Genomic DNA, 22,858 nt, shown 5'->3' with positions numbered 1-22,858 from the left:
GCATCAGCAGGTGCAGGATTGGCAATCCCACAGGCCTCGTTCGCGCATCATCTCCAGCGCAAGGTCACCAATCGGGTTCACGCCCTCCCCCGCGGCCAAGGCATGACCGACCAGCGCGTGCAGACACTTGACGCGCGTGGGCATTCCGCCGGCGGATACGCCATGGATTTCAGGAACGTCGAGCTCCAGCTGCTCGCCGAGTTGCTCGCGGGAAGCAATATAGGCCTCGTGAGCATTCTGGTAGGCGGCGCGCAGATCCTCGTCATCGGCCAGGCGCTCATTGAAGTCTTCCATGACCTTGGTTGCTTCAAGCGTCGAGCAGGCGCGGACCGCTCCGGGACTGGTCAGGTAGAAAGCTGTTGGGAAAGGAGTTCCGTCTTCAAGCCTAGGCGCCGTCGCGACAACGGTCGGCTTCCCGCAAACGCAACGCGCGGCAATCCCGACGACCCCTCGGGGAACACGTCCCAATTGTTCTTCGAGAACCTGAAGATCCTCGGCACTAGCCGGCGTAATTGCGTTCATCATTCCTCCACATTCAGACAAACCCGGATTATTTTACGCGAAAAGGCTTGCGGGAGGGAGTGTTTCCACGCAATGGATCTGGCCCACGTGGCACGCGGTGATCAGTTGCCAGTTCCTTGTGTGCTTGCGCTACTTTCAGGAGTCGCAGACTGCGAGGGAGATGGCGCATTCCCGCCTGTTTGTGCGGTCTGGATATTTCCCGTCGGATGGTCAGCCTCTTCGACCGTCATCGAGAGGACCTGCATCCATGGGCGAGCGGGGCCCGCCTCGCGCGCAGCCGCGACCTGCGCTTGGTCTTGATAATCCTTACCGGGGTCCAAGACGGAGTACTGAGTTTCCCCAGGCTTGACATATCCGAGGCGTTCGCGCGCCTGCGAGGCAATGTACTGCGGGTTCGACCACAGTTCGAGTTGCTGGCGCTTCGCGTCATTATCCGCTTGGGTTTGCTGGACTTTTGCCTTGATCGCAGCAAGTTCGCGTTCTTGACTCCACAGCTGCATGAAGGAGGGAACGAGGAGCATCGCGAGAAGCGCTCCAAGAAGAACCAATCCCAAAATACGCATCGAAATTTCAATGCCGCCAAAAGATACCGAGGTGGGGCGCTTCGCGGCACTTTCCGCGGCTTGGGCGCGGGACCTGGGAGCTTCGCGTTCCGGACGCACTCGCGCTGTTGTGCGAATGCTTGGTGTACTTTGCGTCCCTTGAGCGCGCGTACGCGGGGTTTTTCCTCCCTGACGAGGCCGCCGCTGGGTATCAGGCTCAGCCGCAGCTTGACGTCTGCGGGCATTGGGGACGACTGGGCGTCCTCTTCTGGGTTTCTGAGCCATATCCCTATGGTGCCTCAAGCGGGCAAGACGGGCAGGACATAAAACTCATGTGTTCCCAATTGAGGGCTGAATCGCATAACGAAGGGGTGGGTGATGATTTCTCATCACCCACCCCTAAGGTCACGCTTCTACGAGCGTGTCAGTATGTGCTTCTCAGAAGGAAGCGCGGGGGAAGGAAGAACGACCCGCGTACACTGCTGCAACGTCGAGGTCCTCTTCGATGCGCAGGAGCTGGTTGTACTTCGCCACGCGCTCGGAGCGAGCGGGAGCACCGGTCTTGATCTGGCCGGAGTTGGTGGCAACCGCGAGGTCCGCAATGGTGGTGTCCTCGGTTTCACCGGAGCGGTGAGAGGTCATTGAACGGTAGCCGTTGCGGTGTGCTTCTTCCACGGCGTCCAGGGTCTCGGTCAGCGAGCCGATCTGGTTCACCTTGACGAGCAGAGCGTTAGCAGCGCGCAGCTCGATGCCCTTGCGCAGACGCTCGGGGTTGGTGACGAAGAGGTCGTCGCCAACGAGCTGGACACGATCGCCGATCTCTGCGGTCAGAGCGGTCCATGCGTCCCATTCGTCTTCCGACAACGGGTCTTCGATGGAGACCAGCGGGTAGTCGCGGATGAGCTTCTCGTAGTAGGTGACCATGTAGTCGGTCGAGCGGCCTTCGCCTTCGAACTGGTACAGGCCATCCTTGAAGAACTCGGAGGAGGCGACGTCCAGGGCGAGTGCAACATCGGTGCCGGGCTTGAAGCCGGCCTTCTCGATGGCCTCGATGATCAGGTCGAGTGCAGCGGCGTTGGAGGAGAGGTTCGGTGCGAAACCGCCCTCGTCGCCCAGACCGGTGGACAGGCCACGTTCCTTGATGACGGCCTTGAGGGTGTGGTAGACCTCGGCGCCCCAGCGGAGGGCATCGCGGAAGGTCGGAGCACCCAGAGGAGCAATCATGAACTCCTGGATGTCAACGTTGGTGTCTGCGTGAGAGCCACCGTTGAGGATGTTCATCATGGGAACGGGCAGGATGTGAGCGTTGGGGCCGCCCAGGTAACGGTAGAGGGGCAGACCTGCAGACTCGGCAGCAGCCTTTGCAACAGCAAGGGAGACACCGAGAATGGCGTTGGCGCCGAGCTTACCCTTGTTGGGGGTGCCGTCCAGCTCGATCATGATTTCATCGATGCGACGCTGGTCGGAAGCGTCTTCGTCAATCAGTTCGGGGGCGATGATGTCGTTCACTGCGTCAACGGCATCCTGAACGCCCTTGCCCTGGTAACGACCCTTGTCGCCATCGCGACGCTCAACGGCCTCGAATGCACCGGTGGAGGCGCCAGAAGGAACTGCTGCGCGCTCGAAAGTGCCATCTTCAAGAATGACCTCAACCTCGACGGTGGGGTTACCGCGGGAGTCGAGGATCTCGCGAGCTCCGATTGCTTCAATGCTTGCCACGTTAATTCTCCAATCGATTAACTACGTGACTACTGTCGTATCTAACGCTAGTACATTCGGGGCCACTCCATCAGTAGTACGCGAGCACTCACACACGTTTTCCTCGTCACGATCAAGGGCACATTGGCGCAAATTAGACATAGGTCCCCATAAATGCCGTATCGCCCACCCTCACGGGTGGGCGATACATCACATTTCAGACACGTGGGGGTATACCCATACGCCCACGCGCAGCCACCGGCTAGTTCTTGCCTGCCTGCTGCGCGGCAGAGCTCGAGCGGACGACGTCGCCGAAAACTGTCTGAGTCAGCTCATTGCTTTGCGCATTGTAGGTGCCGTAGCGCGGATTGATCTCAACCTTCGTCGACTGCATAATCTGCGAAATCTGATTGCTCAGCTCCTGCGATTTTTCGGAGGAAAATCCCATTGAACGCAGCTTTTGCAGAGCCAAAGTGTCCTTGACGATCGTCTTCAAGAAGGGAGTCGGTTCTTCGACAGGAGTGCTCTGTCCTCCACGGGCAACAACGCGCTCCCCCATTTGCTGGAACTGTTGCATGACCTCTTCGTCGCTCACCGTCACGCCGTTTTCTTCAGCCACTTGGCCCACTGCACGTGAAGAACTCATATCCGGAAGGAACTGTGCTGCATCGACCTGCTGCCCCATCAATGCGCTGAGCTGCTGACTAGACAGGTCCAGTTCTGCCTCGCTCACGCTCCAATCACCAATGATCGCTGCAGTTCCCGGGTGCGTGGAACAGGCACCAAGGCCCAATCCACACACGGCCAAGATTGCCGCAGCCTTCGATGCGCGTGAAAGAGAAACCATGACTATATCCTCCGGAAAATCACTCTGTATAGGTGTCAGTGTAGCGCTCTGATTAGGCCTGAGACGCCTGCGGTGGGTTGAGTACCTTCGTCATCAGATTTTCGATCCAGTCGATGAGGGCGTGATCTGTCAACGGCACACCACCGACACGCGCCGTCATCGGCAGAGGAACAAGCAACTGACGAACAGCGGCTTTCACGACACATCCCGGGTACAAACGCTTGAGCCTCATCGCCTGAGATTCTTTCAATTCGATGGGGTGAATCCGCAGGTATTTACCCTGCGTTGCAAGCTCATCAATACCCATGCGACGCAGGAGCGAACGAAGACGAGCAATCTCAAAGAGCAAGTCAACCTGCTGGGGAATAGGACCGTAGCGGTCAGCCAACTCCTCGCGCAGATCTTTTTCCTGTTCGCCGGTTTCAACCGCAGCAATCTTGCCGTAGACCTCAAGGCGTAGGCGTTCAGCAGAGATGTAGTCCTCTGGGATATGCGCATCGACGGTAATGTCCAAACGCAAATCCTTCTTTTCTTCCTTACGCTGCCCCTTAAAGGCAGCGACCGCATCCGCGACCATTCGGACGTAGAGGTCAAAGCCCACGCCCTCGATGTGTCCCGATTGCGCGCCTCCCAAGAGGTTACCGGCGCCTCGGATCTCCAAATCTCGCTGAGCAACCGCAAGCCCCGCACCCAGATCAGCATTCTGGGCAATAGTTTGCAAGCGCTCGTGTGCCATCTCTGAAAGAGGGCGGTCAGAGGGGTAGAAGAAGTACGCATAGGCGCGCTCACGGCCTCGGCCCACGCGACCACGTAACTGGTGCAATTGGGATAGACCGAAAGTATCCGCACGATCAACAATCAGAGTATTCGCGTTCGAAATATCCAGACCGGTTTCCACGATGGTGGTACACACCAGGACATCGAAATCGTGGTTCCAAAAGTCAACGATGACGCTTTCCAATTGGTGTTCATTGAGCTTTCCGTGGGCAACTCTGATCCGCGCCTCGGGAACAAGTTTTTGGATGTGCGCTGCGACCGAGGCGATGGAGTCCACGCGGTTATGCACGTAGAAGACCTGGCCATCGCGCAAAAGCTCGCGTCGGATAGCGGCGCTGACCTGTGCGTCAGTATGCGCGCCGACGAAAGTGAGAACGGGCTGGCGTTCTTCGGGCGGGGTCTGAAGAATCGACATCTCGCGAATGCCGGAAACCGCCATTTCCAAGGTCCTGGGAATGGGCGTTGCAGACATTGAGAGGACGTCCACATCGGCTCGCAGGGCTTTGAGTGTTTCCTTGTGCTCGACGCCGAAACGCTGTTCCTCGTCGATGATGACCAGGCCCAGATCCTTGAAGGTAATGGCACCGGAGAGCAGCGAGTGGGTACCAATAACCAGGTCCACTCCTCCCGAGGCCAAGCCTTCCTTGACCTTTTCTGCTTCCTTGGGCGTCGAGAAGCGCGAGAGCGTGCCAATGGTGACGGGGAATCCCGCGTAACGTTCCGCGAAGGTTTCGGCGTGCTGCTGGACGAGAAGCGTCGTCGGCACCAAGACAGCGACCTGTTTGCCGTCTTGGATTGCTTTGAAAGCTGCGCGGACTGCGATCTCGGTTTTTCCATAGCCCACGTCGCCCGTGAGGAGACGGTCCATGGGCATGGGCTTTTCCATGTCGGCTTTCACTTCGTCAATGGTGACGAGTTGGTCGGGTGTTTCCACGTAGGGGAAGGAATCTTCCAGCTCGCGTTGCCACGGGGTATCCGGCCCGAAAGCGTGCCCCTTCGTCGCCTGACGCACCGCGTAGAGACGAATGAGTTCCTGCGCGATTTCTTTGACGGCTTTGCGAGCTTTTGCCTTGGTTTTCTCCCAGTCTGCACCGCCCATCTTCGTCAGTGCGGGTTGATCCGAACCCGTGTACTTCGAGATCTGATCCAAACTATCTGTGGGGATGAAAAGTCGATCACCGGGCTGGCCACGCTTTGAGGGCGCGTATTCCAAGACCAAATAGTCGCGAGTAACCTGTCCTTCTCCACGTCCAACGGTGCGGGAAACAAGCTCAATGAATCGCCCAATTCCGTGCTGATCATGAACGATGTAATCCCCTGGATGAAGCGTGAGGGGATCGACTCCTTTACGCCTGCGCGAGGGCATTTTCCGCATGTCTCGGGTTGTCGCACCCACGCGCCCGGATAGATCCGACTCGGAGATAATCGCCAGTTTGAGTTCAGGGGCAACAAAACCGCGAGTTCGCGGAGCTGAGACAACATAGAGCACCGAAGGGTCCTGCGAAGGATCACATTCTTCAACGATGCGACTTCCAATTCCTGCGTCCGTCGCGATGGAGTTCAAGCGACGGGCGGGGCCTTCTCCTTCGGCCGCAAGGATGAGCGTCCATCCGGCCCTCAGCAAAGTCCGGATATCGTCGAGGGCACGCGCATAATCGCCTCGATAGGGGCGCACGTCCCGCGCACCCAGAGCAACCAGTTCGTCTGAAACAACGACGGAGTGCGCTTCTTTCTTCAGGAGCGCTCCCGAGGTTTGCGCCTCTTCGTCTTCATTCTTCGCGAGGCTTCCGCCTTGTTCAGCGATTGCCTGAGCAAGTTGCGCGGGAGGAAGAGCCGTCAGGTCCCACCAAGGACGCCCCTGCGCTCCCCAGATTTCTTCCAATGGGATGAACGAGGCCTGGCCTGCTTCAAGGGGCACTGCTCCCCCACCGGCAGCCTGAGACCAGGCCGCGGCGAGAAATTCCTCTGTGGTTGCAACCAGGTCCGCCCCGCGAGCGCGAATACGCTCGGGGTCAACGGCAACAAAGAGTCCACCAGCAGGAATCAGGTCAAGGAAAGAATCCATTCCCCCGACCAAGATTGGCGCAAGAGATTCAAGACCAGGGGCCGCGATTCCCTGCGATGCCAATTCCAGGATTTCGGCTGCACCGGGAAGCTGGTCTATTTCATTGCGGGCCTTAGCGCGAACCTGTGGGGTCAGCAGCAGCTCCCGGCAGGCAACCGCCCACACACCGGACTCCACAACCCCCAAAGTTCGCTGATCAGATACGGAGAAGGCTCGGATTTCATCGACTTCGTCTCCCCATAATTCAATGCGCAAAGGGTGCGCTTCTTGAGGGGGAAATAGATCAAGAATGCCACCACGAACCGAAAATTGTCCGCGCCGCTCGACCATATCGACACGCTCGTAACCCAGGTTTTCAAGGTCTTGAGCCAAGTGCGGGAGGTCAACGATATCCCCGGACTTCACGCGCACGGGGGCTCGATCAGCAATCCCGTGAATGATGGGCTGCATGAGCGCTCGAACGGGAATCACAACAACATTGAGACCTCCCGCGTGTTCATCGCCAGATTGCGGGTGAACAAGGCGCCGCAAGACCGCGATGCGTTGCGCCATGGTGTCTGCTTGAGGCGAGAGGCGTTCATGCGGCAGTGTCTCCCACGAAGGAAAGACCTCGACTTCATCGATCCACGCGCGCAGGGCGAGCGCCGTTTCTTCGGCCTCGCGCCCGGTTGGGGTCACGACATAGGTTGTTCCACCTCGGCGAGCAGCCATGGATGCAATCAGGGGAATACGCGCGCCAGCGGGAGCAACTGCACAACCAGAGATCCCCTGGTCAACGGATTCGAGCACCTGCGATAGTGCTGCGTCGCCTTCGAATGATGGGAGAAGAGAAGAAAACTGCGGCACTTAGGCTCCCTGTTGCGTGTGCAAGCGCTGCTGCGCCTCACTGAAACTTGTGGTGACGATATCTTCGACAACGTCTCCGGCTTGGGCGATGGTCACTGCGAGCTCGGTCAGTTGGTTTTGATTCATTCGCGCAAGCACGTAATCTGCGGGATCCATTCGCCCCGGTGGGCGACCAATTCCGATCCGTAGCCTGTTGTAGTCACGTGTGCCCAGGACCTGGGAGATTGATTTAAGGCCGTTGTGGCCGCCTTCTCCACCCCCGGTCTTCAAGCGCAGAGTGCCTTCAGGAAGGTCGAGATCATCGTGAACGACCAAAAGACGTGAAGGCGCGACATTCATGAACTTCGCGAGGCGTCCAATGGGACCTCCAGAAGTGTTCATGTAGGAATCGCTGATTGCCAGAATTACTCGCGGTCCAGGAACTCCCCCAGGGAGCATTCCCAGTCGGATATCAGCACAGTGGGCCCCTGAACGATGGGCGACAAGCTGTACTCCCGCATTGGCTGCGAGCAGGTCCACGAGCATGTGCCCGACATTGTGACGGGTATTCGCGTACTGTGCGCCCGGGTTACCCAGGCCCACAACCATCCAGGGATCCGTTGAAGTCATAGAACGATTGTGCCACCCCCTCCCCGCATCTGCGTCCAGGAAGAAGGTGGCACACCTGTGAAGTTAGGCGTTGAGAGTACTTCAGAGTTTGCCGGCGGGAGCAGAAGGAACGGCAACAATGAACGCCGGCTCCCCCAACTCATGATCAGCGAATGCGCGCGCAACAGCCTGCGCGGTTTCCTCCACACGCTCGCGATCAACGAGGGCGATGGCACTGCCTCCGAATCCCCCACCTGTCATTCGCGCACCATAGGCACCCGCGCCGCGTGCTGCGTCCACAGCGACATCAAGTTCCGTGCACGAGACCTCGTAATCATCGCGCAGAGAATCATGCGAATCATTCATGAGCGCGCCGACGACCTGGACACGCGAACCTTCCAGGGGTCCTTCCTTGAGGAGCTCAATCAACGCTCGAGTGCGCGCAATTTCAGAGACAACGTGACGCATACGCTTACGGAGCCTCTCATCTTCCAAAGCCTCGCTGGCACCTTGCAGGTCTTCGATCTCAACGAGCTGTTCCACGCCCAGGAGTCGGGCGGCCTCTTCGCAATCAGCACGGCGTTGTCCGTACTGTCCATCCGCCAAGGAGTGCGCAGCCCGCGTATCAATAACGAGCAGCGCAAGCCCCTGAGATTCCAGATCGAAGGGGATGTGTTCGACGCTCATATCGCGGCAATCCAATGCAAGGGCATGGCCTTCTTCGCAACGCAGCGACGCGGTCTGGTCCAGTCCCCCGGTGTTTGCTCCCGCAATCTCGTTTTCTGCGCGGCGCGCACACTCAACGAGGATTGCTCGCCCCTTATCGCTGGGCGCACTCAGCGGGCCGGCCAAGCCCAGGTCTTCGGCCTCGTCAATGGCGACGGCCATCGCACACTCAAGGGCAGCAGATGAGGAAAGCCCACCACCGCGGGGAACGCAGGAATAGAGCGCAGCGTCAAAGCCGTGAATCGGCCCATAACCAGCCTTTTCAAGCGCCCACGCAACGCCGGAAAGATACGAGGCCCAGCCAATAACTTCACCCTCGCAGCCACGCGGTGCGACCTTGTCGAGGTCCAGCTCATCAACGGCCTCGCGGGTCTGGGGCGAAACCAAGCGCAAAAGTCGATCTTCGCGGGGGGCATAGGCGATGAAGGCTCGATGCGGGAGGGCAATGGGAAGACAGGGACCCCCGTTGTAGTCGACGTGCTCGCCAATAACATTGACGCGCCCGGGTGCCGACCATACATCGAGCGGCTGGTAGCCGAAAGTTTCTTCAAAAAGTTCGCCGGCGAGTTTGCGTCCTTCTTGGGCGCTCAGAGCGGCTGACCAGGACAGATCCACGTGCACACTTCCTTGGGTGAATCGATCAATACAGTGTCTTCAGCGTAGCGCATTGGGCATCTTCCTTACGCCGATATGCTTGTGGACTCGATGTGCTCGACGCCGGCCTCCCCATGTACCATGGGCGAGTTCGTATTCCCCATTTCAGGTAGTTTCATGTATCTCCCTCAGCGTTTACCGGGTCAAGAATGGCTCGGCGTTGTCGTTGCGATACCTGAACCCTGGGTGAGTGCGCTGACGGATATTCGCGTCGGTTTGGGCGATGAGCAGGGAACAAAAGTGCCTGCACACATCACGATTCTTCCACCAACAGCAGTGGATAAGGACCGCCGCGAGGACGTGATCGAGCACCTGCGCACGGTTGCGCAGCGCTACACGCCTTTCCGCGTGACTTTGGGTGAGACGGGAACTTTCCGCCCGGTTTCACCGGTTGTCTATCTTTCTCTTGCCGAGGGCGCGCGCGAGTGCACTTTCTTGGCGGAAGATATCCGCTCCGGTCCCTTGTACGCCGAGGCTCGATTCCCTTATCACGCACACGTGACCCTTGCGCAGGGGGTGTCCGATGAGGCGCTGGACCGCGCGATGAGCATCGGCTCTTACGAGGCCTCGTGGATGGTTCCCGGATTCCGCTTAGACCGCGTGGACGAGAACGGCGTCTACTCCTCCATGGCGCTTTTTGATTTCGAAAGCGCCTGAGTATTTAGAGTTCGTAGCTCACCGACAGCGGTGCGTGGTCGCTCCAGCGTTCCTCGTACGAGGCCGCGCGGCCAATTGCGAAAGAGCTGGCCTTCTCCGCCAGCGCGGGCGTCGCGAACTGATAATCGATACGCCAACCGGTGTCATTGGTAAATGCCTGACCGCGCTGAGACCACCAGGTGTAGGGGCCTTGAATGTCGCCGGCAAGATCACGCATAACGTCATGCCATCCCGCGTCGAGCCACTGATCGAGGAATGCGATTTCCTCATCGAGCACACCCGCGCGCTTGTTGTGGTTCGAGGTCCAATTCTTAATGTCGGAGCGGGTGCGAACAATGTTGAAATCCCCAGCAACGACGGTCCCGAGGACGTCTGCTTGTCCCTGGGCGGCCTCGGCAAAGAGTTCTCCCATGCGGCGGCCAATACGCGGCAGATGCGCCATCTTCGCGTCCTGCTTGGGGGTGTCTTTTTCGCCAGAGTGGAAGTAGGCGGAAACGACGCGTACGCGCCCCGCTTTGGTTTCAACCACTGCTTCTAGCCAGCGTCCGGAATCGACATCGGTTTCCTGATCGTCAAGGGAAAGGCGCGGTTCACCGCTGATGTGTGCGCTATCCTTGCGCACCGCAACTGCGACACCTGCACGTCCCTTAATGCGGCAGGGAAGAATGATGCTTTCCCATGAATCGCCCAGTAGTTCGGTGGCGATTTCTTCATCCGCACGGACTTCTTGGAGAAGAAGAACATCGCAGGGGTTGGCGTCGAGCCACTCCATCATGCCCTTGCGGTGTGCGGCACGGATTCCGTTGACATTAACGCTGGTAACAGTGAAAGCCATGGGCTTCAGTGTACTTGCTGATGAGTGTTCAGGCGGATGGAGTCACCATTGTCTTCATTGAAATCCCCGCTCTACCCGGTGGAGGTCTGGTTAATTTCGGGCTAGCTTTATGGGAATAAATACTTCTACCCAAGGAGTGCCATGCGCGCTGTTGTCATGCACGAACCCGGCAACGTCACCGTCGACGAGATGCCGATGCCGACCATCCTCGAGCCCACGGACGCCATCATCAAGCTGGCGGCCACGTGCATCTGCGGCTCGGACCTGTGGCCTTACCGCGGCTTTGAGCCGGTCCACGAGCAGCGCATGGGACATGAGTACGTCGGAACAGTCGTCGAGGTGGGCGAGGCCGTCACAACCGTGAAGCCCGGAGACTTCGTCGTCGGGTCCTTCTGTATTTCCTGCGGCGAGTGCGAGATCTGCCGCGCCGGCTACCCCTCTCGCTGTGTGACCGCCTCCGCGCAAGGCGACACCTACGTCAGCACCCGCGCCGGTGGTACCCAAGCCGAATACGCACGCGTGGCCCTCGCGGATGGCACTCTGGTGAAGACCCCCGCGATGCCCACAGAGGAGCAGCTTCCCTCCCTCCTTGCCGCCTCCGACGTCCTTGGCACCGGCTGGTTCGCCGCTGACGAGGCCGGGGCAGCTCCCGGGAAGACGATCGTCGTCGTGGGTGACGGGGCCGTGGGCCTGGGCGCAATCATTGGCGCCAAGCAGCTGGGCGCCTCGCGCATCATTGCGATGTCGCGCCACGCGGATCGCCAGGCGCTAGCCCGTCAGTTCGGCGCGACGGACATCGTCGAAGAGCGCGGCGAGGAAGGTATTGCCCGGGTCAAGGAAATGACTGGCGGTCTAGGTGCAGACGGCGTTGTCGAGGCGGTGGGCAATGAGGCAGCTTTCGATCAGGCGCTCGGCTGCGTGCGCCCCGGCGGACATCTGTCTTTTGTGGGTGTGCCCCACGGTGTTTCCTTGGACATGGGCCACATGTTTAATGCCGAGGTCCACATGTTCGGCGGTCCCGCTGCCGTGCGTAAGTACCTGCCGGCAATGATTGATCTGATCTTTGGCGGCGAGATCAACCCGGGCGCTGTCTTCGATCTGGTCCTGCCGCTTGAGCGGGCGGCCGAGGGCTACGCTGCCATGGATGAGCGTCGCGCAACAAAGGTCATGTTGACACTCTGATCAACAGGCCTGTTCGCTCTTAGTGCCCTGTCTTCGCCGAAGACAGGGCGCTATGCTATTCACTATGTCCGAATCGACACTGACACCAAGCCCTCAGGAATCACACTCACAGTCGAGGTGCTGCGCTGGGCAGAGCGAAAATGCCTGCGGAGATACTGCGGAAAAAGTATTAGCGAGCAGCCACGAACACACGCATTCCCATAGTCATGATCATTCGCACGGACATGCTGCTTCTCGCAAAAGGCTTGCGATCGCACTAGCAATCACAGCGACGGTTTTCAGTGCAGAGCTTGTTGCCGCTTTCTTCACGTCTTCTTTATCTCTAGCAGCCGATGCCGGACATATGGCGGTCGACTCTGCCGGACTGATTATCGCATTCATTGCTGCGAGCCTGACCATGCGACCTCGTGATAATCGCAGGACGTGGGGATGGGCGCGTTCAGAGGTTCTCGCCGCCGCTTTCCAAGCGGGCATGCTGGTGATCATCACTCTTTTGGTTGCGATCGAAGGCATTCAGCGCTTAGTCTCCCCCGTTGAGGTCCGTGCAACGCCCATGCTGTGGGTTGGAATTTTGGGATTGGTCGCAAATGCGCTCTCTCTCATGGTGCTCATTGGCGGGCGTCACGCATCGCTCAATATGCGCGCAGCCGTTCTTGAAGTAGCAAACGACGCTATGGGGTCTTTTGCAGTCATCATTGCTGCAACTGTTGAATTGATCGGCGGGTGGAGTCGCGCGGATGCCCTAGCCTCAATTTTCATCGCACTCTTAATGGCCCCGCGCGCATACATGTTATTGCTTCGAACCCTGCGGATTTTGATGGAAGAAGTACCCGCAGAGATTAATCTTGAACAGGTCCGTCAGCACATGCTGTCGATTCCCTTGGTCGAGGATGTCCACGATCTTCACGTCAGTTCGGTGGCTTCAAACCTAGTGACGGTTACCGCACATATTGAGGTTTCCGAGGCGGTTACCGCCGGTCAGCGAGACCAGATTATCCACTCTCTGAACGAGTGCGCGATGCACCATTTCCCGGTCGAAATTGCCCATTCGACCTTCCAAGTTGAATCGATTTCGCACGCGCAGCACGAACACCTCCGACACTGAAAGACTTTTCCTTTCCAGAGGGACGTACGCCGTCTATGGATTAATAGATAAGCCCCCACCCCAAGGCAAGCAAAAGCGGGCCGAAGCCACTGCCTCGGCAATGACGACGACCCGCACAAGCTGCGAGCTACCCCTCTAGCGATTCGCGCGGTAGAACTCGATGAGCGCGCGAGTGGAGGAATCCTGCTCGGCCAAAACGCTCTGGTCACCCTCGATTGCGGGGAGGATCTGCTTGGCGAGAACCTTGCCAAGTTCCACGCCCCACTGGTCGAAGGAGTCAAGACCCCACACAGCGCCTTCAACGAAAGTGATGTGCTCGTAGAGGGCGATGAGCTGACCGAGGACAGCGGGAGTCAGCGCGGGCGCCATAATCGAGGTCGTCGGACGGTTTCCGGTAAAGACTCGGGCCGACACCAGCTCTTCTGCGGTTCCTTCGGCGCGAACCTCTTCTGCAGTCTTACCGAAAGCAAGCGCCTTGGTCTGTGCGAAGAAGTTCGACAAGAATAGCTCGTGCATATCGGCCTCGCCGTCACGGATGGGCCAGGTCGGGCGGGCAAAGGCGATGAAGTCTGCCGGAACCATGCGGGTTCCCTGGTGGATCAGCTGGTAGAAGGCATGCTGACCGTTGGTGCCGGGTTCTCCCCAGAAAACCTCACCGGTGTCGTAGAAGACCGGAGAGCCATCGCGACGAACGGACTTACCATTGGACTCCATGGTGAGCTGCTGGAGGTAGGCGGGGAAACGGTGCAGGTACTGCGAATACGGGAGCACTGCGTGGGTATCAGCGCCCAAGAAGTTCGAGTACCAGACGTTGAGAAGGCCCATGATCAGCGGGAGGTTTTCCTTCGGCGCTGCCGAGGCGAAGTGCTGATCGAGCGCGCGCATTCCGCCGAGGAATTCTTCGAAGTGCTCAGGGCCGATGGCGATTGCCAGCGAGGTACCGATTGCGGAATCTACCGAGTAACGTCCGCCCACCCAGCTCCAGAATCCGAAGGCATTCGCCGGGTCGATACCGAATTCAGCAACCTTATCCAGTGCCGTTGAGACCGCGACAAAATGCTTGGAGATTGCATCCTTCTCCTGCTCGGGATCATCGCCGATGACACTCTTTTCACGCAGCGACTTCAAGAACCAATCGCGCACGGCGTGTGCGTTGGTGATGGTTTCCAAGGTGGTAAAGGTCTTCGAAGCGACGATGACCAAAGTGGTTTCGGGGTCCAGATCCTTAGTGGTCTCCCCCACGTCGGTCGGATCAATATTGGAGATGAAACGGCACTCCAAGCCCTCTTGGACGTATGGCTTAAGAGCTTCGTAGGCCATGACGGGACCCAGATCAGAGCCACCAATTCCCACGTTGACCACAGTCTTCACGGGCTTGCCAGTGACACCAACCCATTCACCCGAGCGAACGCGGTTTGCGAAGGAATAGACGCGTTCCAAAACCTCGCGAACATCGGCGACAACGTTGCGTCCATCGACGATGAGTTCCTCGCCCGCCGCGCGACGAAGTGCCGTGTGGAGGACGGAACGGTTTTCAGTCACGTTAATGCGATCGCCTCGCAGCATCGCATCACGAAGAGCGAAAACCTCGGTTTGATCGGCCAGTGCAAGAAGCTGCTCCAAAGTGGCATCATCGATCAGGTTCTTGGACAAATCAACATGCAGGTCTGCCACATTCAGCGTCCACTTTTGGGCGCGCTGCGGATCGTCTTGGAACCACGCGCGCAGGTCAGGGTTAAAGACCTCCGCGTGTTCGTCCAGTTCTGCCCAGGCAGGGGTCGTCGTCGGGTCAATTGCGCTCATCGTGCATTCTCCTGATTATCGAAAGTTCCGGTATTCCCGCTCAGTGGCCAAAGCCCTCAGCCTGAATAATAGTCACTGGCTGTAGTTCACGCGGCGGGGCTTGCACCGATACTGCAGCAAGAATCGGACGAAGATCGCGCCACCATTGGTTGAAGGGGCGCCGGTTTGCAAAGTCGAGGTCATCGAACATGCGCTCAACAGGACGCACCTGAATTGCATTCCCCATATCGCCTACGTAGACGGCTTGTGCTCGCCCGTCGGCAAACTGGTCTGCGCATTCGCTAAGTGCAGCATTGACTAGGCGAGTCGCAAGAAGGCGATCATAGGGAGTTGGAGTTCCGCCCTGCTGGAGATGGCCCAGCGCGGAGGAACGCACATCATAGAGACCTCCACTTTCGGCCTCGAAAACGTTAGCGAGGAATTCGCGGTTGTAGTGCGCATCAGCCTCTTCGTTGACAACGACAAGGAAAAGTCGACGCCCGTTTTCGAAGGTCTGGTGCATGCGATGCGCGTCCTGATCGATTTCAGCCAGAGTCGTGTTTTCTTCATTCAAGTAGGCGTATTCCGCGCCCGAGGCGATGCCTGCCATGAGGGTCAGGTATCCGCAGCGGCGTCCCATGAGTTCCGCTACGAAACACCGCTTCGAGGCCGCGGCGCTTTCCTTGATCCGATCGAGCGCCCACACCGCGTTGTTGAGCGCAGTATCGGTACCAATTGCCAGTTCCGCACCGGGAAGGTTGTTATCGATCGAGGCCGGAACCAGAACGATCGGGATGCGGAACGCCGGGTAGCGATCCAATTCAGTCGTCATTTCCTTAACGGCGAGGTAAGCGTTCAAACCGCCAACCACCAAGAGCGCATCGATCTCATTGCGCTCGATCGCACGGCCCAGTGCGTAGTACTCGTTGACGGGGGGAATTGGGCGACGAGTGCCCAGTTCAGCACCACCTTGGAAAGCCCAACCTTCAACGTCTTCCCACGTCAATTCGCGAACTTGGTTATCTGCCAAGCCGGCCCATGAACCGTCAACGCCGAGCATCGTCCAGCCCTTGGCGATGCCGAGCCTGACCGCTGCACGTGCCGCGGTGTTCATGCCCGGCGCAAGGCCTCCGGCGTGCAGAATGGCGACGCGCTTGCCGCTTTCCTTCGGGGGATTATCCGCAAGATGAGGAGGCGTCGCCAGAAGCTGGTTGATCCCCACCATCAAGGTAAAGGAACGACCGCGAGCAGCCTGAGCAGACTGGAAATCTCCGGACTTGATGAGGTCTTTAACGCCGCGAGTTTCATGAACCGCTTCCATGAGAGGAATGCGGGTCACGCGGTTGTGCCGCACGCCCAGAATCGAGGCAACATCGGGATCTGCGGGATCAAGGATCTCTTGAACTGCGGCGTAGCCAAGCAGGGTCGACATCCAGCGGTCATAGGCCGAGGGGGTACCGCCTCGTTGGACGTGGCCCAAGATGGTGATTCGCGCGTCTTCGCCGGTACGTTCCTTGAAAGCATCGGCAATGTCTTGAGAAGTAATGGGGGTTCCCGCGCGATCCATTGCTCCTTCGGCAACGATGATGATCGATTCACGTCGACCTGCCGCGCGCCCTTCCTTGAGCAGATTGACCATCTCGTCTTCCCAGCCGTCACGAGCCGGGTCTTCGGGAGTGAAGACATAGTCTGCGCCGCCTGCGACTGCAGACATCAGGGGAAGGTAACCACAGTGACGTCCCATGACCTCGACAATGAAGGTGCGCTGGTGCGAGGCCGCGGTTGAAGAAATCTGGTCGATTGCGTCGACGATTCGGTGCAGTGCAGTGTCCGCGCCAATCGTCATGTCGGTGCCGACCATGTCGTTGTCGATGGAACCAACCAGCCCGACGATGTAGAGGCGTTCGTGGGCTTTCGCCTGTTCGGCGCTGATCTGGCCTTCATTGACCAGCTCGCTCAGGTGTTGGGCCCATTCCGTGCGGAATTCTTCAGTTCCCGACAGAGATCCGTCACCACCGATGACGACGAGGCGGTCGATCCCCTGTTCGATCAGGTGCAGTGCCGCTGCATGACGCCCTTCGTACTCGCGAAATTCTGGACAACGAGCGGTACCAATTACCGTTCCGCCCTGCGCGAGGATTCCCGAGGCGTCGGTCCAGGTCATGGGGCGAATACTATCGCCGCCTTTCACTGCGCCCGACCAGCCGTCGAGAATTGCAAAGGGGCGAGCGCCTCGGGCAAGAGAGGTTCGGACGACTGCGCGAACCGCGGCGTTCATTCCCTGCGCATCCCCACCAGAGGTGAGGACACCGATCTTTATCGGTTCTGACGTGCTATCGATGGCGACTTGCTCCACGAGTCATGCTCCATTCCCACAGTGATCAACAGCGAACGGCGTGCATTAAGTCTATTGCTTAATGCACGCCGTTGCATCCACCTTAAATTCGCGGTGAGAGATTGTTCAGGAACGCCCACTCTCGGTAATGGTTGTACCGTTCAGGGCAGCAGACTCCGCGAGCTCTTCGGGGCTCACAACACCCTCGACAGAAACCTTGTGGAGGTATGCCATTCCATCGAAGGCAAGTTCGCGGGTGTGCTCAGAATCGCCTTCGGGCCCCAACTTGCCGCCGGTGACGCGATCCATGATGATCGCGATCGCACCGTCACCCGTCACGTTCGTTGCAGTTCCGAAGGAGTCAAGAGCAATGTAGGTGGCAATCATCAGAGCAACTGCAGAATCATCGAAGCCCAGCATCGACTGCAAGATACCGGTGGCGGCCATAATTGCGCCGCCGGGGACACCCGGAGCAGCAACCATGGTGATGCCGAGCATGAAGATAAATCCGACCCACTGAGTGGTGGTAACCGTCATACCCTGGGTGTAAACGATCGCAAAGGCGAAAGCGAAAATCTTTGAGGTTGAACCCGCCAAGTGAATCGTTGCGCACAGAGGAATGGTGAAAGAGGAAACGGCATCGGACACGCCATTCTTACGGGTCTGTCGCAAGGTGACAGGAATCGTCGCTGCCGAAGAGGAAGTTCCCAAGGCGGTCAGGTACGCCGGAAGCATGGTGAAGAGCGCCTTAAAGGGGTTGACGCGTCCAATGGCGCCAGCAACGAAGTACTGGGTCAGCAGAATGACAACTTCAAGGATGAGCACGATCACGACGACGCGGATGAGCGTGCGCATAATGTGCACTGCTTCACCGGTGTAGGTCAGGTTCAAGAAGATACCGAAGATGTGCAGGGGCAGAAGAGGAACGATGATGTTCTCAATCAAGCGGGTGATGATCGCGCGGAACTCAATGAAGCCCTTACGCAGAACGCCCCGGGGCACCAAGGACAGACCGATTCCAACAACGAAGGACAGCAAGAGTGCGGTCATCACACCAACGACCGGAGGCATTTCGATGGTGAAGTAGGTCTTGAGGACTTCCTTCGGAGTTTCTACCTGAGTCAGCTGTCCAACAAGAACCTTCGGGAAGAAGTATGCGCATACACCGTAGGTCAAGAAGCCTGCGAACATCGTCGAGGCGTAGGCGAGCGCTGCGGTAAGCCCCAGCCAGTGGCCGGCTCCCTTACCGAGGTCTGCGATTGCAGGGGTCACTAGGCCGATGATGATCAGCGGAATAGAGAAGGACAAGAACTGCCCGAAAATAGTAGAGAAAGTGACGAACACATTGCCCAGACCGGAGGGCATAATGTGGGATCCACCAACGGTGACGGAGCCGAGGACCAAAGCCAAAACAATAGCCGCCAGCACCCATAAAAGGATGCCGCTTTGTTCGAGGAACTTTCTCATTGCATAAACCTCTTGTGATTGATTACGGACTTGGCAAGAGTCTCAGGTTTAGAACAAGAAGTCAGCAATGCCCACAATATGAAACAAATGTTTACTGGGTCACATTAGCCGAGACCAAGGGTTGCGGTGTAGGGAGAGAAGTACCAGATAAGCGCTCCAAGAACGACATAGAGCCCAACATCGGCCCACCGACGGCGCGAAGCGAACCATGGGCGACCAGGCCACACTGCGCGCATTGCCGCCATGACGAACATGGTCACCACCAGGAGAAGAACCGCTTTATGAGGATGATTCATCACCGCAAGAACAGCCATCGCCATGCAGGAGAGGACAACAAAAGCAACGCTCGCTAGCGTCGCAATTCCGCCTGTCGATCCTGAGGATTCCTCTTCCATAGCTCACAGCCTATCGCGTCAACGGGGATGAGCGCGACGCACTCAACACGGGAGGACTACCATGGTCTCGTTGGCTTCCTTGGTTTTCAACCAATGAGCCCCGCTAGTAGACCCAACACACAAGGAGCATCCGTGACCGCCCGTTTTATCGTCATTGCCGCACAGGCAGAAGCCGCCTCACAGGTCAGTGACGACTTCGCCAAGCTTGTCCCCTCTTCAACGCTGGCACGGGTGAGCGCCGGTGGCACCTCGACAATCGAGGCCATCACCTCCAACCCCGAGCAAGCCCTCCCCCGCGTCCTGGAAGATATCCGCTCTCACACAGAAGACGTCGTCCTCATTGATGCACTCCCCGAGGGCTCCGTGTCGACTTTTGACACCTTGGGCTGGAACCTCGACGTCGCTGCTTCAACCAATGCGCGCGTGATCGCCGCTTTTGACACCGAAGGCGCATCGCCCGAGCTCGTGCAGCGCGAGATTGAGGTTCTTGAGCGCCGTGCACGCCAGCATGCAACCCGCCTCGCAGCGGTTGCTCTCCCCGCGGCCATGGCCTCGCACGTTCAGACGGAACTACCCATTCTGGAACTACCTTTCAGCGCACAGACTCTGGAAGCGGCCTCGGCGCTTGAGGCACCGCAGGTTGTCACTCCCCTGTCTTTCCAGGCAGACCTCATCGAGCGCGCCCGCTCGAACCGCAAGCGCATTGTCTTGCCCGAACCCGAAGATGATCGCGTCCTGCGCGCAGCCGCAATCGTTCTTGAGCGCGGAATTGCCGACCTCGTATTGCTCGGCGATGCTCAGGCGATCAACGCACGTGCAGCGGAACTTGGCTTGGATGTTTCGGCAGCTACCGTCGTTTCCGTCGATGACCCCGCATACGCAGAGCGCTACGCCGAGGAATTCGCACGTCTGCGCGCCAAGAAGGGCGTAACCATTGAGCAGGCTCGCGATAAGGTTCGCGACGTTTCCTACTTCGGCACGATGATGGTCCACATGGGCGACGCCGACGGCATGGTGTCGGGCGCCATCCACACCACCGCTCACACCATCGTTCCTTCCTTCCAGATCATTAAGACCGCCCCCGGCGTCTCGATCGTTTCTTCGGTCTTCCTCATGCTACTGAAAGATCGCGTGTGGGCATTCGGCGACTGCGCTGTCAACCCGAACCCGACCCCCGAGCAGCTCGCAGATATCGCAATCTCTTCGGCCGCGACCGCGCGCCAGTTCGGCCTCGATCCGAAGGTTGCCATGCTCTCCTACTCCACCGGAACCTCCGGTTCGGGCGTGGACGTGGATGCGGTTGTCGAGGCCACCCGCCTGGCCCGCGAGAAGGCTCCCGAGCTGGCCCTTGAGGGACCGATCCAATTCGACGCTTCCGTTGACGAGGCCGTCGCCTCGGTCAAGCTGCCCGACTCCCCCGTTGCCGGCCACGCGAACGTCTTCATCTTCCCCTCGCTCAACGCTGGAAATATTGGATACAAGGCCGTTCAGCGTTCTTCCGGAGCCGTTGCGATTGGCCCGGTTCTGCAGGGACTTAACAAGCCCGTGAACGATCTCTCACGCGGCGCTTTGGTTGAAGATATTGTCAATACCGTCGCCTTGACAGCCGTTCAGGCACAGGGCTAACAGATTTCGAGGGTGTGGGGACAATCCCACACCCTCGAATCACGTCCGCGTAATAGACGCGAGTAAAATTCAGTTAACTGCCCACAACAATCCGGGCGGACGGCCTCCGGCTTCGTCGAGTTGCCCCGGGTCGTCAGCACTCCCAAGGAAGGTATGTCGTGACCGACACCGTTCTCGTTATTAACTCTGGTTCTTCCTCCATCAAATACCAGCTTGTCAACCCCGATAATGGTGACGCGATCGCCAAGGGCCTCGTTGAGCGCATCGGCGAATCTGAGGGCCACATCCAGCACAAGTACGGCGAGAAGGTCGTCGATGTGAACGAACCTATTGCCGACCACGAAGTTGGCATGCGCGAAGTTCTGCGCCTCTTTGATGAGGTCGGCCCCTCTCTTGCCGAGGCCAACATTGTTGCCGTTGGTCACCGCATCGTTCAGGGCGGTAAGTACTTCGACGGACCGGCACTGATCACCGACGAAGTCCGCGACCTCATCGATGAGCTGTGCGCCTTGGCTCCCCTGCATAACCCCGCACACCTCAAGGGCATTGACGTTGCCCGCGAGCTCATGCCTGACACCCCTCACGTGGCAGTCTTCGATACCGCTTTCTTCCAGCGTCTTCCCGAAGAGACCGCAACCTATGCTCTCAAGCAGGAAGTCGCTGAAAAGTACGCTGTGCGCCGCTACGGCGCTCACGGCACTTCTCACCAGTACGTCTCCGGTCAGGTTGCTCGCCTCATGGGTAACGATGCTCTGCGTCAGATCGTCCTTCACCTGGGTAATGGCGCATCGGTGTCTGCGGTCAAGGCCGGCCGTCCGATCGATACCTCGATGGGCCTGACCCCTCTTGAGGGTTTGGTCATGGGAACCCGCACCGGCGACATCGACCCCGCCGTCGTTTTCCACCTGCAGCGTCAGACCGGCTGGAGCGCCGACGAAGTCGACGATCTCTTCAACAAGCAGTCAGGTCTCAAGGGATTGACCGGAGAGAATGACATGCGCGCCGTTCGCCACATGGTCGATTCCGAGGACCCCGAAGTCGCACGCCGCGCACGCCTCGCCTTGGACATCTACGTCACCCGCATCATCAAGTACATCGGCTCCTACACTGCTGAGCTCGGCGGACTGGATGTCATTACCTTCACCGCTGGCATTGGCGAGAACGATGCGGATCTTCGCCGCGAGGTCTGCGAGCGTCTCCTCCCCTTCGGTGTGCGCATCGATGACGAGGTGAACAACCAGCGTTTCTCGGCCGCAACGACCATTTCGACCGACGATTCCTCTGTTACCGTCATGGTTGTTCCCACGAACGAAGAACTTGCGATTGCACGTCAGGCTCTCACTCTGATCTGAGTTCAGACGCGACTTTTCATCGCAATACGAGGCCGGGGCTGCCATGTGCACCCCGGCCTCGGCGTATTCTTGAAGGCATCGAACGACAAAGGAGTTACGGTGTCCACTGATATTTCAACCCTTACGAATTGGATTCGCACCTCTCCTTCAACAGTATTTTTCGGTGGGGCTGGCGTCTCCACGGAGTCAGGCATTCCCGACTTTCGCGGCGCGAACGGCTTCTACTTCCAAGAGCGCACAATCCCCTTGGAGCAGGTCCTCAGTATCGATTTCTTTTCGGTTCACCCCGAGGCCTATTGGGAGTGGTTCCGCGAGGTACACAAGCCGGTAGAACCCAACGGCGCCCACCGCGCACTTGCCACGCTCGAGGCAGATGGGCTTCTCGAGTGCGTCATTACCCAAAATATCGACGGTCTTCACCAGCGCGCCGGCTCACGCACAGTCTGGGAGCTTCACGGAAATTGGGAGCACCTTCTGTGCACCGCTTGCGGCGCTGGCTATTCGCTTCCTTCCATTCCCGATGCCCTGGAAGAGCTAGTCCCAACCTGCCGTCGCTGCCACGGACAGCTCCGTCCTGATATCGTCATGTACGGCGAGGCACTGAACGAGGACGTCATCAGTGGCGCCGTGCAGGCAATCTCGCACGCCGATCTCTTAATCGTGGCTGGAACATCTCTGGTCGTCTATCCCGCTGCGGGATTACTTAACTATTTCTCGGGTTCACACCTGGTCTTGATGAACGCGACGCCGACGAGCGCCGACGCTGACGCAGACCTCATCATCCGCGACCCCGTTGCTCACTCTTTTGAACAGATCATGAACGAACTGAAGTAGACACACCAAGCCAGCTACGACCT

18 protein-coding genes are annotated in these 22,858 nt (G+C 58.5%); 6 read left to right on the top strand and 12 right to left on the bottom strand.

Going from position 1 to position 22,858, the window contains the following annotated elements; translation table 11 throughout:
• Positions 1-3: 3 nt before the first annotated feature.
• The 7 genes from BQ8011_RS03945 to galK all read right to left on the bottom strand — a co-directional run bounded on the left by BQ8011_RS03945 (position 4) and on the right by galK (position 9,226).
• On the bottom strand, positions 4-525 hold the full coding sequence (locus BQ8011_RS03945) for a DUF501 domain-containing protein (RefSeq protein ID WP_072457506.1): 522 nt from the start codon (positions 523-525) through the stop codon (positions 4-6).
• Positions 526-623: 98 nt separating this feature from the next.
• Positions 624-1,349, bottom strand: coding sequence for an FtsB family cell division protein (locus BQ8011_RS03940; RefSeq protein ID WP_083429988.1), 726 nt, complete (start codon positions 1,347-1,349; stop codon positions 624-626).
• 153 nt (positions 1,350-1,502) lie between these two features.
• The gene (gene eno, locus BQ8011_RS03935; RefSeq protein WP_072457502.1) at positions 1,503-2,783 is read right to left on the bottom strand and encodes a phosphopyruvate hydratase; all 1,281 of its coding nucleotides are present in this window, start codon (positions 2,781-2,783) and stop codon (positions 1,503-1,505) included.
• Positions 2,784-3,024: 241 nt separating this feature from the next.
• Positions 3,025-3,609, bottom strand: a complete 585-nt coding sequence (locus tag BQ8011_RS03930) for a SurA N-terminal domain-containing protein (RefSeq protein ID WP_072457500.1) — start codon at positions 3,607-3,609, stop codon at positions 3,025-3,027.
• 52 nt (positions 3,610-3,661) lie between these two features.
• On the bottom strand, positions 3,662-7,297 hold the full coding sequence (mfd, locus tag BQ8011_RS03925; protein WP_072457498.1) for a transcription-repair coupling factor: 3,636 nt from the start codon (positions 7,295-7,297) through the stop codon (positions 3,662-3,664).
• Entirely contained in the window at positions 7,298-7,906 is a 609-nt protein-coding gene (gene pth, locus BQ8011_RS03920) for an aminoacyl-tRNA hydrolase (protein ID WP_072457496.1), read from the bottom strand.
• Positions 7,907-7,987: 81 nt separating this feature from the next.
• Entirely contained in the window at positions 7,988-9,226 is a 1,239-nt protein-coding gene (gene galK / locus BQ8011_RS03915; RefSeq protein ID WP_072457494.1) for a galactokinase, read from the bottom strand.
• Between the two features lie 156 nt (positions 9,227-9,382).
• On the opposite strand from galK, the gene BQ8011_RS03910 reads away from it, so the two are divergent.
• Positions 9,383-9,922: a 2'-5' RNA ligase family protein gene (locus tag BQ8011_RS03910; protein WP_072457862.1), complete on the top strand. Its 540-nt coding sequence runs from the start codon at positions 9,383-9,385 to the stop codon at positions 9,920-9,922.
• A 4-nt stretch (positions 9,923-9,926) separates the two neighbouring features.
• Here the strand turns inward: BQ8011_RS03910 and BQ8011_RS03905 are convergent, their stop codons facing one another.
• A complete protein-coding gene (locus BQ8011_RS03905; protein WP_072457492.1) occupies positions 9,927-10,757 on the bottom strand; it encodes an exodeoxyribonuclease III in 831 nt (276 codons plus the stop codon).
• 141 nt (positions 10,758-10,898) lie between these two features.
• On the opposite strand from BQ8011_RS03905, the gene BQ8011_RS03900 reads away from it, so the two are divergent.
• Entirely contained in the window at positions 10,899-11,939 is a 1,041-nt protein-coding gene (locus BQ8011_RS03900; protein ID WP_072457490.1) for a zinc-dependent alcohol dehydrogenase family protein, read from the top strand.
• A gap of 64 nt (positions 11,940-12,003) precedes the next feature.
• A complete protein-coding gene (locus tag BQ8011_RS03895) occupies positions 12,004-13,044 on the top strand; it encodes a cation diffusion facilitator family transporter (RefSeq protein ID WP_072457488.1) in 1,041 nt (346 codons plus the stop codon).
• A gap of 135 nt (positions 13,045-13,179) precedes the next feature.
• On the opposite strand, the gene pgi is transcribed toward BQ8011_RS03895, so the two are convergent.
• The 4 genes from pgi to BQ8011_RS03875 all read right to left on the bottom strand — a co-directional run bounded on the left by pgi (position 13,180) and on the right by BQ8011_RS03875 (position 19,023).
• The gene (gene pgi / locus BQ8011_RS03890; RefSeq protein ID WP_072457486.1) at positions 13,180-14,847 is read right to left on the bottom strand and encodes a glucose-6-phosphate isomerase; all 1,668 of its coding nucleotides are present in this window, start codon (positions 14,845-14,847) and stop codon (positions 13,180-13,182) included.
• A gap of 40 nt (positions 14,848-14,887) precedes the next feature.
• The gene (locus BQ8011_RS03885) at positions 14,888-17,182 is read right to left on the bottom strand and encodes a 6-phosphofructokinase (protein ID WP_072457484.1); all 2,295 of its coding nucleotides are present in this window, start codon (positions 17,180-17,182) and stop codon (positions 14,888-14,890) included.
• Positions 17,183-17,287: 105 nt separating this feature from the next.
• Complete coding sequence (locus tag BQ8011_RS03880) at positions 17,288-18,628, bottom strand: dicarboxylate/amino acid:cation symporter (protein ID WP_072457482.1); 1,341 nt, start codon at positions 18,626-18,628, stop codon at positions 17,288-17,290.
• 104 nt (positions 18,629-18,732) lie between these two features.
• Positions 18,733-19,023, bottom strand: coding sequence for a DUF3017 domain-containing protein (locus BQ8011_RS03875; RefSeq protein WP_072457480.1), 291 nt, complete (start codon positions 19,021-19,023; stop codon positions 18,733-18,735).
• A 132-nt stretch (positions 19,024-19,155) separates the two neighbouring features.
• Between BQ8011_RS03875 and pta the strand changes: the two genes are divergently transcribed.
• From pta to BQ8011_RS03860, 3 genes are all read left to right on the top strand, one after another.
• The gene (gene pta, locus BQ8011_RS03870; protein WP_072457478.1) at positions 19,156-20,649 is read left to right on the top strand and encodes a phosphate acetyltransferase; all 1,494 of its coding nucleotides are present in this window, start codon (positions 19,156-19,158) and stop codon (positions 20,647-20,649) included.
• A gap of 158 nt (positions 20,650-20,807) precedes the next feature.
• Positions 20,808-22,001: an acetate/propionate family kinase gene (locus BQ8011_RS03865; protein ID WP_072457476.1), complete on the top strand. Its 1,194-nt coding sequence runs from the start codon at positions 20,808-20,810 to the stop codon at positions 21,999-22,001.
• 99 nt (positions 22,002-22,100) lie between these two features.
• Positions 22,101-22,835, top strand: a complete 735-nt coding sequence (locus BQ8011_RS03860; RefSeq protein ID WP_072457474.1) for an NAD-dependent protein deacylase — start codon at positions 22,101-22,103, stop codon at positions 22,833-22,835.
• Positions 22,836-22,858: the final 23 nt, after the last annotated feature.

The sequence above is a fragment of the Actinomyces marseillensis genome, assembly GCF_900155605.1.
Classification (GTDB): domain Bacteria; phylum Actinomycetota; class Actinomycetes; order Actinomycetales; family Actinomycetaceae; genus Pauljensenia; species Pauljensenia marseillensis.
Note: the sequence above shows the minus strand (reverse complement) of the source record. Positions and strands in the feature narration are given on the sequence as shown.

Bases quoted from the DNA above. Each gene is read 5' to 3' on its own strand.
- BQ8011_RS03945 (WP_072457506.1), bottom strand. From the start codon at position 525: ATGATGAACGCAATTACGCCGGCTAGTGCCGAGGATCTTCAGGTTCTC.
- BQ8011_RS03940 (WP_083429988.1), bottom strand. From the start codon at position 1,349: ATGGCTCAGAAACCCAGAAGAGGACGCCCAGTCGTCCCCAATGCCCGC.
- BQ8011_RS03930 (WP_072457500.1), bottom strand. From the start codon at position 3,609: ATGGTTTCTCTTTCACGCGCATCGAAGGCTGCGGCAATCTTGGCCGTG.
- pth (WP_072457496.1), bottom strand. From the start codon at position 7,906: ATGACTTCAACGGATCCCTGGATGGTTGTGGGCCTGGGTAACCCGGGC.
- BQ8011_RS03910 (WP_072457862.1), top strand. From the start codon at position 9,383: ATGTATCTCCCTCAGCGTTTACCGGGTCAAGAATGGCTCGGCGTTGTC.
- BQ8011_RS03905 (WP_072457492.1), bottom strand. From the start codon at position 10,757: ATGGCTTTCACTGTTACCAGCGTTAATGTCAACGGAATCCGTGCCGCA.
- BQ8011_RS03900 (WP_072457490.1), top strand. From the start codon at position 10,899: ATGCGCGCTGTTGTCATGCACGAACCCGGCAACGTCACCGTCGACGAG.
- BQ8011_RS03895 (WP_072457488.1), top strand. From the start codon at position 12,004: ATGTCCGAATCGACACTGACACCAAGCCCTCAGGAATCACACTCACAG.
- pgi (WP_072457486.1), bottom strand. From the start codon at position 14,847: ATGAGCGCAATTGACCCGACGACGACCCCTGCCTGGGCAGAACTGGAC.
- BQ8011_RS03880 (WP_072457482.1), bottom strand. From the start codon at position 18,628: ATGAGAAAGTTCCTCGAACAAAGCGGCATCCTTTTATGGGTGCTGGCG.
- BQ8011_RS03875 (WP_072457480.1), bottom strand. From the start codon at position 19,023: ATGGAAGAGGAATCCTCAGGATCGACAGGCGGAATTGCGACGCTAGCG.